General features: G+C 70.7%; 13 protein-coding genes. 8 read left to right on the top strand and 5 right to left on the bottom strand.

Going from position 1 to position 14,707, the window contains the following annotated elements; translation table 11 throughout:
* The first annotated feature begins 43 nt into the window (after nt 1-43).
* Nucleotides 44-919 (top strand): formyltetrahydrofolate deformylase, encoded by an 876-nt coding sequence (gene purU / locus CXP56_RS03240; RefSeq protein ID WP_286899748.1) that lies wholly within the window; start codon nt 44-46, stop codon nt 917-919.
* A gap of 205 nt (nt 920-1,124) precedes the next feature.
* Here the strand turns inward: purU and CXP56_RS03235 are convergent, their stop codons facing one another.
* From CXP56_RS03235 to CXP56_RS03225, 3 genes are all read right to left on the bottom strand, one after another.
* Nucleotides 1,125-1,628 carry a hypothetical protein gene (locus tag CXP56_RS03235; protein WP_028846957.1) on the bottom strand — a complete coding sequence of 168 codons (504 nt, stop codon included), beginning with the start codon at nt 1,626-1,628 and terminating at the stop codon, nt 1,125-1,127.
* Between the two features lie 574 nt (nt 1,629-2,202).
* Nucleotides 2,203-2,796, bottom strand: coding sequence for a hypothetical protein (locus CXP56_RS03230; protein WP_286899747.1), 594 nt, complete (start codon nt 2,794-2,796; stop codon nt 2,203-2,205).
* Nucleotides 2,797-3,517: 721 nt separating this feature from the next.
* Entirely contained in the window at nt 3,518-4,684 is a 1,167-nt protein-coding gene (locus CXP56_RS03225) for a pyridoxal phosphate-dependent aminotransferase (RefSeq protein WP_028846959.1), read from the bottom strand.
* Nucleotides 4,685-4,848: 164 nt separating this feature from the next.
* On the opposite strand from CXP56_RS03225, the gene CXP56_RS03220 reads away from it, so the two are divergent.
* The 7 genes from CXP56_RS03220 to CXP56_RS03190 all read left to right on the top strand — a co-directional run bounded on the left by CXP56_RS03220 (nt 4,849) and on the right by CXP56_RS03190 (nt 10,412).
* Nucleotides 4,849-6,114: a DUF445 domain-containing protein gene (locus CXP56_RS03220; RefSeq protein ID WP_038044720.1), complete on the top strand. Its 1,266-nt coding sequence runs from the start codon at nt 4,849-4,851 to the stop codon at nt 6,112-6,114.
* Between the two features lie 76 nt (nt 6,115-6,190).
* Complete coding sequence (locus tag CXP56_RS03215) at nt 6,191-6,580, top strand: VOC family protein (protein ID WP_028846961.1); 390 nt, start codon at nt 6,191-6,193, stop codon at nt 6,578-6,580.
* 297 nt (nt 6,581-6,877) lie between these two features.
* Nucleotides 6,878-7,366 carry a helix-turn-helix domain-containing protein gene (locus CXP56_RS03210; RefSeq protein ID WP_084609055.1) on the top strand — a complete coding sequence of 163 codons (489 nt, stop codon included), beginning with the start codon at nt 6,878-6,880 and terminating at the stop codon, nt 7,364-7,366.
* A 7-nt stretch (nt 7,367-7,373) separates the two neighbouring features.
* On the top strand, nt 7,374-8,132 hold the full coding sequence (locus CXP56_RS03205) for a hypothetical protein (protein ID WP_051309932.1): 759 nt from the start codon (nt 7,374-7,376) through the stop codon (nt 8,130-8,132).
* A gap of 129 nt (nt 8,133-8,261) precedes the next feature.
* A complete protein-coding gene (locus CXP56_RS03200) occupies nt 8,262-8,564 on the top strand; it encodes a DUF2516 family protein (protein WP_028846963.1) in 303 nt (100 codons plus the stop codon).
* Between the two features lie 10 nt (nt 8,565-8,574).
* Entirely contained in the window at nt 8,575-9,126 is a 552-nt protein-coding gene (locus CXP56_RS03195) for a YbaK/EbsC family protein (protein WP_028846964.1), read from the top strand.
* Complete coding sequence (locus CXP56_RS03190) at nt 9,123-10,412, top strand: serine/threonine protein kinase (protein WP_286899743.1); 1,290 nt, start codon at nt 9,123-9,125, stop codon at nt 10,410-10,412. Before CXP56_RS03195 ends, CXP56_RS03190 begins: the two co-directional genes overlap by 4 nt.
* 833 nt (nt 10,413-11,245) lie before the next feature.
* Here the strand turns inward: CXP56_RS03190 and CXP56_RS03185 are convergent.
* Together CXP56_RS03185 and CXP56_RS03180 are read right to left on the bottom strand one after the other, a co-directional pair.
* Nucleotides 11,246-13,522: a transglutaminase TgpA family protein gene (locus tag CXP56_RS03185; RefSeq protein WP_286899741.1), complete on the bottom strand. Its 2,277-nt coding sequence runs from the start codon at nt 13,520-13,522 to the stop codon at nt 11,246-11,248.
* Nucleotides 13,519-14,700 carry a DUF58 domain-containing protein gene (locus CXP56_RS03180; protein WP_028846966.1) on the bottom strand — a complete coding sequence of 394 codons (1,182 nt, stop codon included), beginning with the start codon at nt 14,698-14,700 and terminating at the stop codon, nt 13,519-13,521. The genes CXP56_RS03185 and CXP56_RS03180 overlap by 4 nt, the downstream gene beginning before the upstream one ends.
* Nucleotides 14,701-14,707 lie beyond the last annotated feature (7 nt).

Raw genomic sequence — 14,707 nt, 5'->3', positions numbered from 1 at the left:
CCCGCGCCCGCTGCCGGATACGTGCCCGGCTTACAGTGGCCGAGTGCCAGAACGCCGTTACGTGATCACCTTCGGTTGCCCGGACCGCACCGGGATCGTGGCGGGCATCGCCACGTTCCTGGCCGAGGCGGGCGGATGGATCGTGGAGGCCGCCTACCACACCGACCCCGACACCGGGTGGTTCTTCACCCGGCAGGAAGTACGGGCCGATTCGCTGCCGTTCGACGTCGACGAGCTGCGTGCCCGGTTCGAGCCCGTGGCCCGCTCACTGGGCGGTGACCAGGCGCAGTGGCGCATCGACGACACCGGCCAGAAGCGCCGCGTGGTGATCCTGGTGTCCAAGGAAGGCCACTGCCTGTACGACCTGCTCGGCCGGGTGGCCTCCGGTGAACTGGACATCGACCTGCGTGCGGTCATCGGCAATCACGACGTGCTCGCCGACATCACCCGCGCGCACGGCATCCCGTTCCACCACGTGCCGTTCCCGACCGAGCCGGACCCCGAGGCCCGCGCGGCCGCGTTCGACCAGATCGAGAAGCTGGTCGACGAGCACGATCCGCACGCCATCGTGCTCGCCAGGTTCATGCAGATCGTGCCGCCGCACCTGTGCGAACGCTGGGCGGGCCGGGCGCTGAACATCCACCACAGCTTCCTGCCGTCCTTCGTGGGGGCCCGGCCGTATCACCAGGCGTACCAGCGTGGCGTGAAGCTGATCGGCGCGACGTGCCACTACGTCACGCCCGAGCTCGACGCGGGGCCGATCATCGAGCAGGACGTCATCCGGGTCAATCACGAGGATGCGGTGAGCGACCTGGTGCGCAAGGGCCGCGACATCGAGAAGGTGGTGCTGGCCAGGGGGCTGCGCTGGCACCTGGAGAACCGGGTGCTGGTGCACGCCGGACGCACCGTGGTGTTCTGACTCCCCGCCGGTTCAGCCGCGCCGGAGGACCCCTCCAGCTCCGGCCGAGGCCCACAAGGCCGACGCTCGGGCACTGGGCTCCACTCAGCGGCAAGCGGCCGCACGCCGACAGGACCTCGACGCTCACCCGCAAGAGCTCGACGCTCACCCGCAAGAGCTCGGCCCCGCACCCGCAAGAGCTCGGCCACCGGCGGGCCCGTGCGGCTCACCCGGCCTGCCCAGCGTGGGGCGTGACACTGTCCACCAGGGCCCGGAAGTCGCCGACCACCTGATCGATCTCCTCCGGCACCGCGCTGAGCACCAGCTCGATCACCGCCCGTTGTTCCGGGTACTGCGGGTCGGGCACCGCGAGGAACACCTGGACCTGCAGCACGCGGCGCGGCGTGCCCTGCACGTCGGTGGTCAGCGAAACGATCTGGGTCACGCTCGGCGTCTGTTCGGCGTCGGTCTCGGTGCGCTTGACCAGCTCCGCGTCGGGTGCGGTCTGACGCAGCCGACGCAGGGACTCGTCGACGTACTCGACCAACGAACGATCGCCGTTCAGCCGTTCGCCTGCGACGGTGATGTTGGCGACGAAGTCAGTGACTGTGACCGGCTCGGGCCGCAACGCAACGTAGGCCGCCTCCGGCGCTCCGACCTGTTCGGGCTCGGCGGGCCGCCAGTTCTGCGGCAGCTCGAACGCGATGGGCACGGGCAGTGCACTGCTCACGACGCGATCCTCCTGATTCGTCCCTCGCGCATTCTGGCAGGCCGTGATCGTCTGCATGCGGCACTTGCCGAACTCCGTGCCGGACCGTCGAGAATGTCCGCGGTGGCTTCCCGGCACAGCCCCTCGTCATGCCGGAAAGCCACCGCGGTCAGGCGCGTCGTGGGACAGGCCGACGGAACCTCGGCGCGGTGAAGTCCGTCGGAGCGACGCGCCCCATCGGGCGCGGGGCGTGCTGACGTGGCGCACGCCGTGCGGGCCCGAAACCGGTTTCGCGCCGTGCGGTGGGCTCCGGCGCCGCGGGGGCAACGCGGCGCCGGAGCAGGACCCCGAGAGGCCGGGCGCGGTCGGCCCATCGGGTTGCTCGCGGGCGACCGCACTCGGTCTCGTGCGCGGGACGGTGCCCGGCGCTGTTGTGAGCAACGATGCGGTCGGTCATCGGAAATGCCCCTTGTGCGGTCGGCGGCCGACGGACCACGAACGTCGGTACGCCGGAACGGACGGATGGCTCAGCTTGCTAGGCCAGGTGGGGTAAGGCGAAAAAGGACGCAGCTGTCCCGTCGGATCCGGGGCGAGGTCAATCAGGGGAGGTACACGGCAGCGCGGCGGTCATGACGGCGCGCGATTCCGGTGCGACTGCCACGGCGCCGATCCGGTGCAGCGGGTTGCTCGCCGTCGTCGTCGCGACGACGCCGAGCAGCTTCTTGCTCGGCGCGTCCGCGTGTGCCACCGTCGGCGACGAAGCGCCGCACGGCGTCGACGGCATCTGCTTCTCCATGGCGCCAACCGCGCCGTCCTGGCTCGACAGCGCCGAACCCGTCGACGCGCTACCGGCGGAACGTGCCAAGTCGGCCATGCCAGCCGCAGGAGCGCGGTCGTCGTGACGCTCGGCCCGCGCCGGCGAGCGCTCGCTCGACTGCGGCTTCTTCGCTTCTGGCCGCTCGGACGTCGTGACGGCCTTCTTCGTGACCGTGCGCACGGAGGACGTGGCCGGTGGTGTCTGCGGCTTGATCGGCACGGTGACGACCGGCTGCACCACCGGAATCGACGGCGCGGGATCGATGATGTCACCGATTCCGCTGCCGGGGCGGATGACGTTGCCCACTGTGTCACGCACGCCGCCGGTGACGGCGTTGACAGTCTCCGACACCTGCTTGACGGTGTCGTGCACCGTCTTGGTCACCGCACCGGTCGTCTGCTTGACGGTGTCCACGGCCGAATTCGCGATGTGCGACGTGGTCTGAGCCAGACCGCCGATGACACCGCCCAGCAGGCCGGGACGCGATGCGCTGGTGGCGGCGGTCGTGGCCTCCTTCGTGGCGGCTCCCCGGCTCACGGACTCGTCCTCGGAGCCGGGCTCGGCGGAGTTCCCGGACCGTGCCGGCTGCGCGGGAGAAGCGCTCGCAGGCCGCTCGACAGAGCCGAGCGAAAGGCTCGGTTCGTCGGCCGAAGCGGCGGCGGAGCCGACGACCAGCATCAGCCCCCACCCGGCAGCCGCCAGACCTGCGGCGACCGCGACACGGACCACAACGCGGGCGAGCAGGACCGACACGCGCGCGGCAGCCCTACGGATGCCGTCGGCCCACGTCGTCGAGGTCGCCGCGTTGACGTACACGTGCACGAGTGTTACATCCTGCACCCCTTTGATCCAGTCCCCCATGCGGCGTTTGGGCGGTTTGCCGGTAGTCCATCTCGCCCACCCGCGACCATCGTGACCTGCACTGACACGCTCACAGACGGCTTCGAACCGGTAAGGACGGGCGTGACCAGCGGATCGGCGGAACCGCGCGCGGCGGCGGACAGGTCGGCACCGCGCCCCGGCCTCGGCGAAGAACCCGGCGAACTTTTCGTCCTCCGCCACGGCGGGTGAGGCCGAACGGGTGTAGGGGCCGCTACAGCGAGCGCAATCGCTTGATGGCTTCGTCCAGCACGTCGTCCTGCTTGCAGAAGGCGAACCGCAGCAAGTGGTCGAATTCCGGCCCCTCGGTGAACGAACCCACCGGCACCGCGGCCACCCCGATCCGCTCAGGCAACTGCCAGGCCAGCTCGGTGGCGTCCGTGATGCCGAGCGGCCGGACGTCGGCACAGACGAAGTACGTGCCGGACGACTCGAGCACACCGAAGCCCGCGTCCGCCAGCCCTTCCGACAACCGGTCCCGCTTGCGCTGCAGTGCCTGCCGATTCCGCTCCACCCACGGCAGCTCGTTGTTCAGCGCGTGCGCCACGGCGACCTGGAACGGTCCGCCGGAGACGAACGTGAGGAACTGCTTGGCCGCCCGGACCGCAGCCACGATCTCCGGCGTGCCGCAGGCCCAGCCGATCTTCCAGCCGGTGCAGCTGAACGTCTTGCCCGCGCTGGAGATGGTGACGGTGCGCTCGGCCATCCCGGGGAACGTGCCCAGCGGGATGTGCTCGCGGCCGGACGGCGCGTCGAACACCAGGTGCTCGTACACCTCGTCGGTGATGGCGATCAGGTCGTGCTCGACACACAGCTGAGCCAGGCCGGCGAGCTCGTCCCTGCCGAACACCGTCCCGGTCGGGTTGTGCGGGGAGTTGAGTACGACGGCCCTGGTCCGTGGGGTGATCGCGGCCCGGATCGCGTCCAGGTCCAGCCGGAACGTGCCGTCGGACTGGGCCAGCGAGACCACCACGCGGCGCGCTCCTGCCATCGCCACCGCTGCCGCGTAGGAGTCGTAGTAGGGGGCGAGCAGAATCACCTCGTCGTCGGCGTCGGTGAGCCCGAGCAGGGCGGCGGTGATCGCCTCGGTGGCTCCCGCGGTCACCAGCACCTCCGACTCCGGATCGAACGAGGTGCCGTACCGCTGCCGGTGCGCCGCGACCGCCTCCCGCAGTTCCGGCCTGCCCGGTCCCGGCGGGTACTGGTTCACCCCGTCGGCGATGGCTTGCCGGGCCGCGTCCAGCATGCCCGCGGGCCCGTCGGTGTCCGGGAAGCCCTGCCCGAGGTTGACCGATCCGGTTCGCGTGGCCAGCGCGGTCATCTCGGCGAACACGGTGCTTGCGAACGGCCGCAGCCGGGGTACCAATACCGGGTCGCGCATGACGATTGATCCTCGCAGATCACCGGCACGCGGGAACAGAGCGGGCAGACAAGCCGCGCCGGCGGCGACAATGACGGCCGCGCGGATGTTGAACCGGTGAGTCGCACGCCAGCAGCAACGAGGGAGCCACCGTGACGCAGACGGAACAGGCCGAGACCCTGACCATGGTCACCCGGCGCACACAGCTGGCCGAGGAGGAGAAGCGGCAGGGGCTGCGCCGCATGAAAGCGGTGGCGCTGTCCTTCCTGCTCGGCGCCGCCGCGGTGTTCCTGCTGAGCAGCTGGGCACTGTCGGCCGGTGGCGGGGAGTGGCTCGGCTACGTGCGGGCGGCCGCCGAAGCCGGCATGGTCGGCGCGCTGGCCGACTGGTTCGCGGTGACCGCGTTGTTCCGGTACCCGCTGGGCATCCGGATCCCGCACACCGCGATCATCCCGAACAAGAAGGACCAGCTGGGCTCCAGCCTGGGCGAGTTCGTCAGCACCAACTTCCTGTCCGAGCAGGTGGTGCGCCAGAAGCTGCGCAACACCGACCTGGCCAGGCGGCTCGGGCAGTGGCTGGCGAAGCCGGAGAACTCGGCACGGGTCACCAGCGAGGTCGCCACGGTGGTGCGCGGCGCGGTGACGGTGCTGCGGGACGAGGACGTGCAGGCGGTGATGGAGCAGGCGGTCGCCCGCCGGGTGATCGCCAAGGAGTGGGGCCCGCCGCTCGGCAAGATCCTGGCCAAGGTGGTCGAGGACGGCTCCCACCACAAGCTGGTCGACCTGGTGTGCGACCGGGCGTACGAGTGGGTGCGGGACAACCAGAAGACGGTGCTGACCGTGGTGATGGACCGGGCGCCGTCCTGGTCGCCCCGGTTCGTCGACGAGCTGCTGGCGGACAAGGTCTACAGCGAGGTGCTGTCGTTCGCCTGGGCGGTGAAGGTGGACGCCGACCACCCGATGCGGCAGGCACTGGACCGGTTCCTGACCGAGTTCGCCAAGGACCTGCAGGTCGACCAGGAGACCATCGCGCGGGCCGAGCAGGTGAAGATGCAGATCGTCGAGCACCCGCGGGTGCAGGAACTGATCGGCTCGGCGTGGGCGACCGCCAAGGAGATGTTGCTGACCGCGGCCGAGGACCCGTCCAGCGAGCTGCGGCTGCGCCTGCAGCAGAGCCTGGTCCGGCTGGGCGAGCGGCTGTCCGGCGACGACCCGCTGCGCGCCAAGGTGGACACCTGGGCCGAGGACGTGGCCGCCCATGTGGTCGGCAACTACGCCGACGAACTGACCACGCTGATCACCGACACCGTCGAGCGCTGGGATGCCGACGAGACCGCGCGCAAGGTGGAGCTGCAGGTCGGGCGTGATCTGCAGTTCATCCGGATCAACGGCACGGTGGTCGGCGCGCTGGCCGGGCTGGCCATCTACACGGTCGCGCAGCTGCTGTTCTGAGACCGGAAAATCAGCTGCGGCTGTCGGTGCCCCGGAACACGATGGGCGGCACCGGTAAACCGACGAAGGAGTCGCCATGCCCGACATCACCGTCAGCTGTGTCGCTTTGGACTGCCCGGACCCGTACGCGCTGGCGCAGTTCTACGGCGAACTGCTCGGCTGGTCCATCTCCGCCGAGGACCAGCCGGGCGACCGATGGGTGACGCTGGTCAACCCGGACGGCGGCGTGGACATCTGCTTCCAGCAGGACCCGGAGTACCAGCCGCCCACCTGGCCGTCGAACGAGCGCGCGCAGATGCTGCACCTGGACTTCGACGTCACCGATCTGGAGACGGTGCAGGAACGCGCGCTGCGCCTCGGCGCCCGGATGCTGGACGACACGCCGAAGACGTTCCGCGTCTTCGCCGACCCGGCGGGCCATCCGTTCTGCCTGTGCTTCGACTCGACGGCAAACGGTCAGGGATAGCGGGCGCCGCCGGCGAGAGTCCGGCCACACCTCGGCACCGTCGCGTTTGGCCTCCCGCGGCACAAGGAAATCCGGTACCGAGCACGGTGCTTGCAGTAGTGCTTGCGCCCGCTGCCCGTGTCGGCATCCCGCCGAAGTCTGATCGGCACGCGCATTTGCCGACGTCAGGGTCGGTCGCCGAGCGTCATGTGGCCCCACCCATGGTGGCTGAGCTCACACCGAGTGGTTGCAAGCAATGTGCTTGCAATTGCTAGCACTTGGGCGTAGCGTGGGTGATGTCGCAAGGAGGTGGGCGGGATGCCTGAATCGACCAACGAGGGTCCGGGTGCCCGAACCGACGCGTCCGGCACAGCCGGCTCGCGGGAGTCCTCTTCCGGCAAGCCCATCGGCAGGGTGGCCGATTTCGGCCGGGACATCGGCCGGGACATCGGGCAGTACATCAGGCAGCAGCGCACCAACGCCAAGATCTCGCTGCGTCAGCTGGCCAAGCGCGCGGGTGTTTCCAACCCGTACTTGAGCCAGATCGAACGGGGCGTGCGCAAGCCGAGCGCGGAGATCTTGCAACAGATCGCCAAAGGGCTGCGTATCTCGGCCGAGGCGCTGTACGTCCAGGCGGGAATCCTGGACACCCCGAGCGGGGGTCCGGTGCCGGACGCGATCCGCGCAGACACCGAGCTCACCGAGCGGCAGAAGCAAGTACTGCTCGACATCTACCACTCATTCCGCCGGGAGAACGCGGCGAAGCAGGACCAGCACCGTGCTGAGTCCGACAAGAACGAGGAGTGATCTCAGCATGACCCGTCCGACCGTGACAGACACCAAGGACAACATCGCCAAAGTGCGCGAGCAGGTCAACAGCGCCTTCGAGCAGGTCCGCACGCCGCTGCTGGCCGCGCTTGGCGCGGGCAACCTGGCCACCAAGGCCGTCGTGGACACCGTGCACAAGGCGCGCGAGCGGGCCGGTGAGGGCCGCGAAGGCGTGCGCAAGACCATCGACGAAGCGGGCGAGGGCCTGCGCAAGGCCATCGACGAGGCCCGCAAGGCCGCCGAGGACCTGCGTGGGTCCGGCGACTTCAGCGAGCTGCGCAGCAAGCTGACCGCCGACGAGCTGCGCAAGCTGGTCGACGAGTACAGCGAGTCGGCGCGCAAGCTGTACGACAAGCTGGCCGAGGCCGGCGAGGAGGCGTGGGACCAGCTGCTGGCGCAGCCGCAGGTGCGCAACACCCTCGAGCAGCTGCAGGACGCGCTGGAGAAGGCGCAGGAGCGGCTGGAAGAGGTCGCCGGCGAGGCGCGCGAGCGCATCGACGAGGTGCTGAGCAAGGTCACCCAGCGCACCCGTAAGGCCACCGCGGCCGCGGAGCAGGCCGTCGACACCGCCGCCGAGGAGAGCGTCAAGACCGCGACCTCGGCCAAGAAGACGGCCAACGCCGTCGCGGCCGAGAACACCGCGGCCACCAAGCGGGCGAAGGCGAGCACCACCCGCAAGAGCACGACCCGCAAGACGGCCGGTTCCACCTCGGCCCGCAAGACCACGCGGAAGACCGCCGAGTAACAGGTCCGGTCACCACACCGATTCAGACCCCGGCGCACCTGGCATACGCCGGGGTCTGAGTGCTATTTGTGGAGGTCTGCAGCGTGACCCGAGCTGGCCATGGCTCCGCGATTCCAGGAGACTGGTGACGTGGCACCGCTTTCGTTGGACATCCTCTACATCATTCAGCTGGCCGGAATCCCGGTCGGTGTCTTCGCGTTCGTGCATGCCGCGTTGCAGCGCCCCGATGCCTATGCGGCGGCGGATCGGCTGACCAAGACGGCCTGGATGGGTCTCACCGGCGGTGGTACGGCGGCCATGGTCCTGTTCGGGGCGTTCGGCGTGGCCGGGCCCGGCCTGATGTTCTGGATCGCGGGGCTGGTCGCCGTGCTTGTCTACATGGTGGACGTGCGGCCGAAGCTCATCGAAGTCCAGCGCGGCGGGCGATGGTAAACGTTCAACCATGACGTGGACGATCGCCGGGACGCTGGACGTCCTGCCTGCGCTGGAGAACACGCATCTGCTCGCCACCCCCGTCGCGAAAGCGCTGCCCGAGGTCGAGGACGCGGAGCGGATCGGTGTCGCGGCCATCGACCGGGCGTTGGCGGACACGGCGGACTTCTGCGCCGCCTACTCCTCTCCGTTGGAGGCCTCCGCCAACTGTGTCGTGGTAGCCGGCAAGCGTGCCGGTGAAGTGCGCTACGCGGCGGCGATGGTGCTGGCCACTACCCGCGCCGACGTGAACACCGTCATCCGCAAGCGGCTGGATGTGCGCAAGGCGTCGTTCGCGCCGATGGCCGACGCGACCGAGCTGACCGGGATGGAATCCGGCGGTATCACACCGATCGGGCTGCCCGCAGGATGGCCGATCCTGATCGACGAGCGGGTGGCCGAAGCCAAGGAGTTGATCGTCGGCAGCGGGGTGCGCGGCTCGAAGCTGCTGGTGACCGGTGCCCAGCTGGCCGCGCTGCCGGGTGCCGAGGTGATCGCTGGACTGGCCAAGCCGGTGGCATGACCGCGCCGCTGGCTGGCCGCGCGGCCACGGTCTATCCGAAGCCGGACCCGCGCACCGGCGCGCCGCTGATGGTGAAGGTCTTCCACCGACCCTTCGATCAGCAGACCCGCGGTGAGATCGCGGCGGAACAGGCCGCACTCGCCACGCTGACCCACGTTCGCTCGATCCTGCCGTCGGTCTGCGAAGAGCTGCCCAACGGCTTCCTGGCCATCCGGATGCCGCGCTGCCCGCAGTCACTGGCGCAGCAGGTGCGGGCAAGCGGACCGCTGCCGGTGGACCGGGCGCTGGCGGTCGCCGAGACGGTCGCGCTGGCGTTGGCGGCCGCGCACCGTGCCGGGGTGGTGCACGGCGCCGTCCACCCGCACAACGTGCTTGTCACCGCGCCCAGCCAGCAGGCTCCGGAGGTCGTGCTGGCCGACTTCGGTGTGGCAGCGCGACGGACGTACGGCCAGCCGACGGGCGAGCACCTGGGGTTCACCGCACCGGAAACGCTGCGCGACGGAACACTCGACCAGCGCACCGACGTGTACGGGATCGGGGTCGTGTTGTACTTCGCGCTGACCGGCCGCTCGCCGTATCCGGTGGTGACGGGGGAGCCCGACGCCCAGCGCATTCTGCGCATCCTGAAGGACGGCCCGCCCACGGTGGAGCGGGACGACCTGCCCGCAGCGGCGCGGGAACTGATCGGCCAGCTGCTGGCGACCGAGCCGGGAAACCGTCCGGACTCCGCATCGGCCGTGGCGAACCGGTTGACGGTGCTGCTGGCCGGCGGCTCCCCGGAGCGGCCGGTGCACCGAGAGGGGCCGGTGCGTCGACCCGCCGGTCCGCCGGTGGCGGTGTTCCGGCCCGAGCGGAAGCGGCGGCGCGTGACCGGTGTCCGCGTGGCCGCGCTGGTGGGAGTGATCTTGATCGCCGGGATCCTTGCCGCCGTGCTGCTGATCGGGGACCAGGGTGCGCCACCGACAGCCCTGCCTGCCCCGCCGAGTGGTACGGAGAGCGAGCCGCCGTCCCGGAGTGATCGAGCCGGCGAAGTGGTGCGGCTGGCCGTGCCGACCGTGGCGGACGGGTACGTGGAGCTGCGCTGGAACGGACCGCCGGGCTTGGACTACGTGGTCTGGTTCCGCGAGGGCTGGTCGAGCTGGGAGCACCGGATCGCCAAGCGGCGGCAGGACATCCGTCTGCCGGTGAAGCCCGGCCGGGAGTACTGCTTTCGCGTGGAGGGGTCCTCGGTGGACGGCAGGTACACGAGCCGGCAACTGGGGCTGGACGGATCGAGCTGCGACTAGGGGTCACTGGCGTCCGACCGACAGCGGGGCCGGGGCCTGCTGCTGTGGTTGGTGATGTCCCTGTGGGTGATCTGCCAGGGTGCGTGACTTGCCAGGGTGCGTGCCAGGGTGGGTGACTTGCCGGGGGCGTCGCCGGCGCGAGTGGGCTTGCCGAGGCCCTGCTCACCGCCCAATGGGGCGTTTGGCTCGTGTGGGTGACGTTGCGCCGCTCTCTCGCGCGGGTCCGCTACGGGGTGCCTCGCACAGGTTCGTCACGGGACGCCTCGCGCAGTTCCGCAGCGAGGGGCACCTCGCGCGGCTCCGCTGCAGGGGCACCTCGCGCGGCTCCGCTGCGGGGGGCACCTCGCGGGTTCGCTGCGGGGTGCCTCGCACAGGTTCGCTGCGGGGACAACTCCGATCGGCTCCGTCGCGCGCCTCCCCGCATGGCCCGTCCGCATCCACGGGCCGCCGCTCGCACCCTCGGGCGATCCCGTCCGCTTCCACAGGCAGGCCGCCCGTTTCCTCGGGCCAACCCGTCCGCGCCCACAGACAGCCCGTCCCCACCCACAGGCAACCGCTCGCACCGCTCGGGCGAGCCCATCCGCATCCTCGAGGCATTCGGTCCGGCGGCGGGCTGTGCACGCTTCTGGAGCTGCTGTCCAAGACCATCGGATCGACGGAAAGACCCCGCGTCAGGTCACAGGCTGCCCAGCAGTTCGTCTCTCGTGTGCAGGGCACGCCGGGCGAGCCGTCCGCACCCTCGGCGGCCCGCGCTTCTCGAGCGAGTTCGCTGCGCAGGTATCGCCGACCAGCCCCCTCGCACGGCCCTGTCACCCACACGTACACCAGACGCATCAATTGCCACGACCGAGCGGGTTACCGGCTCCCCTGGGTGCCTTCTCCTTGGGCGGAAACAAACTCTTCAGGTCGAGCGCGGCACGCAGGCGTGCCCCCAGCGGGCGAGTCGCCAGCCCTCGCCGGACCAGCCGCACCGACGCCCACGCCTGATCCGCCGTCGCTTGCGTCACCGCGCTGCCGGACCACAGCGCGAAGTCGACCGCCTGCGCCAACGCCCGCACCCCCTCCACGGTGGCCTGCCCACCGATCCGAGCCGCAGCGGGCGCGAGGTCCCGTACCGTCATTCCCGGGCTGACCGGCACACCGTGCGCACGAAGCCGGTCGCGAACCTCGGCCCACGCCCCGACGACGGCACGCACCGGGACAGCTCGGCGACGCCGCACTGCGCGTATCCCCCGGACCACGGGCACCATCAGCCACGCCAGCAGCCCCGACGCCAGCACCGTCCCCAGGCCCACCGCGAGCGTCAAGGACCACGGCCAAGCGTCGTCCGCCGACGAAGCCGAATCACCCGGCTCGGGCGCCACCGGCGGGTCGGACAGCCGGCTGACGTCCTTCGGCAGCTCCGACCGCACCTGCTCCGCCACCCCGGCGAGCCCGGTCGGCCGCTGCCCACCCGCACCGGCTGCGCTGCCCACCGGATCCAGCGGGACCCAGCCCAACCCCTCGACCGCGACCTCCGGCCACGCCGTGGCCTGCGCGTTGCGGACCACGTACCGACCGCCATCGCTCGGCTGCCCCGGCCCGCGGAAACCCACCACCAAGCGCGCCGGGATGCCGCGGATTCTGGCCAGCATCACGTATGCGGCGGCGAACTGCTCCGTGGTGCCGCGCTTGTCCGGCCCGGTGAGGAAGCGACGCAGGTGAAAAAGGGTATGCCCGGCAGGCACGTTCTCCCCGGTCGCCAGCTGGTAGTTGTCCCGTAGATAGTTGGCCAGCACCAAGGCGGCGCGGAAGGTGGCGCGCAGCCCGCCGGTCGCTTCGTGCGCCAGCTCGTCGAACTCCGGCGGGATCGGCCCGAGCGGGCCGAGTTCGGCCAGGGCGTCGCCGTCCACGGCCGCATCGGCCAGCTCGGCCGCATCGACGGCCGGCTCCCGCCACGCGATCCGGTACCCGGCGAGTGGACCGCTCTGGGTCAGCAACGTGCCACTGGCCTCGTCGACGAAAGGACTGATGCCCTGCACACCGGACAACCGGGGCTGACTGGGCAGCCACGGCGCCAGCAACGCATCCAGCTGCGTGACCTGGGCGGTGCGGGCTGTGGTCGGCGCGGTCACCGCTGGATCCGGCTGCAACGCGGTGCCGAGCCGCCGGAACCTCCAGTCCGCGGTCCAGCTGACACCGTCGAATCGGTCCAGCACGGCGAGCGTCCACCGGTCGACCGGCGCATCCGCGACATAGGTGAAAGCGGTCGCCTCCGGCTCTTGCACTCGCGCTGCCAAGGCGTCCAACGGTTTGGCCACCGAGTGCTGCACCACCGGGGCGACGACGGCGTCGCGCAGCGTCGTCGGTGGCCGCGCCAGCGGGCTTGTCACCGCAAGCAGCAAGGCACCGACGACCGCGAACACCACCACGGGCACGGCCAGCCCGGCGAGCACCCAGCGACGCGGACCGGCCGTGGGCCGGGTGACCATCAACAGCACCGCCGCCAGCAGCGCATAGCTCAGCCCGGCAACGACTGCGAGACCACCGGTGAGCGGAAAGAACGCCTGACTGACGGCCACGACCACCGCACTGGGCAGCAGCGCCACCAGCGGAGGCCGCACCCGATGCAACAGTTCCACGCCGAGCACTGCGGCCAACAGAACAGCCAGCGGAACGAACGTCACCACGTGCGGTTCGGCACGAGCCGGCCACGTCGACTGCAATGCCAGCTGCCACGAATCGGTCAGCCCGGCCAGCAGCAGCTGCAGCGTTCGCCCCGACGGGATTCCGGCAACCGTGGTGTCCGCCAGGACCGTCCAGACCACACCGAGCAACCCCGCGGCGATCACCAGCAGCGGGCGCACCGGGATCAAGCGGGGCAGGTGCCGGCACATCTCGTCGGCCAGGAAGGCCAGGACGAGAACGACGAACACGGGCAGCAGGAGCGCTTGCACCGAGAACACCGGGGCGAACAGCAAGCCACCCACGGCGGCAGCCCCGAGCACACAGCACACCGCCCGCCGATTGCGCAGGGCGTCCTGGGCCGGCTGCACCCCCGTCGGCAGCCCCGGCGAGCCCGCGCTGACCGCCGAACCAGGCCGTTCGTCCTTCCTCACCGGCGCACTCACACGACCACCGCATTCCACTCACGGATCGCCTGCTCGGCGTCCACCGCGGAGATCGCTTGCGCAGCGGGCAGGCCGGACAGCCGCTGCACGCCGATCCCGTCCCACCCGAGTCCGTGCTTGGCGACACCGATGAGCACCATGCGCGAGTACCGGTCGCGCACCGTGGACAACCCGCGGACGTCGCGCTGATCCACCCGGCCAGTGACCGCGACCAGCAGCCCGCCACCACCGGCACCCGAACCGGCCAGCGTCTTCGGCACGATCACGTCGCCTTCCGGCTCGTCGCTCTGGGCGACGTCACACAGGGCGTCGAGGATCCGGCGCAGCGCCGCCGGACCGCCAGGCGTGGCGACGTCGATGCCGCCCGGCGTGAGCAGCCGGCACCGATGGCCCGCCAGCGCGGCCGGCTTGACCAGCGAGGCCGCCACCTGCACCGCCTGTTCGAACTCGTCCGGGCGCAGCACCCGCTTACGGGTGTCCAGCAGCACGCTGAACCGAGGCTGATCCGGGTCGATGTAGTCGCGCACCATCAGCCGGCCGGTGTGCGCGGTCGCCTTCCAGTGCAGGTGCCGCACCTCGTCGCCGATCACGTACTCCCGCACGTCCCGCAGATCCGACGACCCGTGCAACGGCTCGTCGATCGCCCGGCCCTCGTGGTGGTGCCGCGGATACCCACCGACTCGTTCCCGCGCCGGGTAGGTCTTGGGATAGACCCGCAAGGTGGCCGTGTTCCCGGTGGCCAGCGGCCTCCGCACCACTCCGAGCGGGTCGACCCTGGCCATCTGCAACGGCCCGACGGTGATCCGCCCCCGGCGCTCGGTGGGCAGCTCGTAGTGGAAGGTCGCGGTGCCGCCCGGCGGCAGGGACGGCACCAGAACGCTGTGCTCACCGCCGTGCTCGATCCGATCACGCGCCAGGAAGGCCGATTGCCGCCGTCGCGTCGGATTGGTGACCCGCAACGTGGCCAACGCGGGCCGGCCGCTCTCCACCCGATCCGGATAGACCTCGCGTCGTACTTCGACCCGCGGACGCCGGACGGTCGTGACCACGCCCGCGATCAACGCCCCCAACGCTGCTCCCGCCACCGCGCGCAGCATGGGCCACCCCGCCAGCTCACCGGCCGCATACAGGGCGATCGCGGAGATCAGCACGGCAACGCCCCGCCTGGTGAGGCGCACGGCAGGC

Origin of the sequence: Thermocrispum sp., from assembly GCF_002919275.1 — a bacterium.
Taxonomy (GTDB): Bacteria; Actinomycetota; Actinomycetes; order Mycobacteriales; family Pseudonocardiaceae; genus Thermocrispum; species Thermocrispum agreste.
Note: the sequence above shows the minus strand (reverse complement) of the source record. Positions and strands in the feature narration are given on the sequence as shown.

Excerpts from the sequence above, each read along its gene's own strand:
- CXP56_RS03225 (WP_028846959.1), bottom strand. The coding sequence starts at position 4,684 with ATGCGCGACCCGGTATTGGTACCCCGGCTGCGGCCGTTCGCAAGCACC.
- CXP56_RS03220 (WP_038044720.1), top strand. The coding sequence starts at position 4,849 with ATGGTCACCCGGCGCACACAGCTGGCCGAGGAGGAGAAGCGGCAGGGG.
- CXP56_RS03215 (WP_028846961.1), top strand. The coding sequence starts at position 6,191 with ATGCCCGACATCACCGTCAGCTGTGTCGCTTTGGACTGCCCGGACCCG.
- CXP56_RS03210 (WP_084609055.1), top strand. The coding sequence starts at position 6,878 with ATGCCTGAATCGACCAACGAGGGTCCGGGTGCCCGAACCGACGCGTCC.
- CXP56_RS03205 (WP_051309932.1), top strand. The coding sequence starts at position 7,374 with ATGACCCGTCCGACCGTGACAGACACCAAGGACAACATCGCCAAAGTG.
- CXP56_RS03195 (WP_028846964.1), top strand. The coding sequence starts at position 8,575 with ATGACGTGGACGATCGCCGGGACGCTGGACGTCCTGCCTGCGCTGGAG.
- CXP56_RS03190 (WP_286899743.1), top strand. The coding sequence starts at position 9,123 with ATGACCGCGCCGCTGGCTGGCCGCGCGGCCACGGTCTATCCGAAGCCG.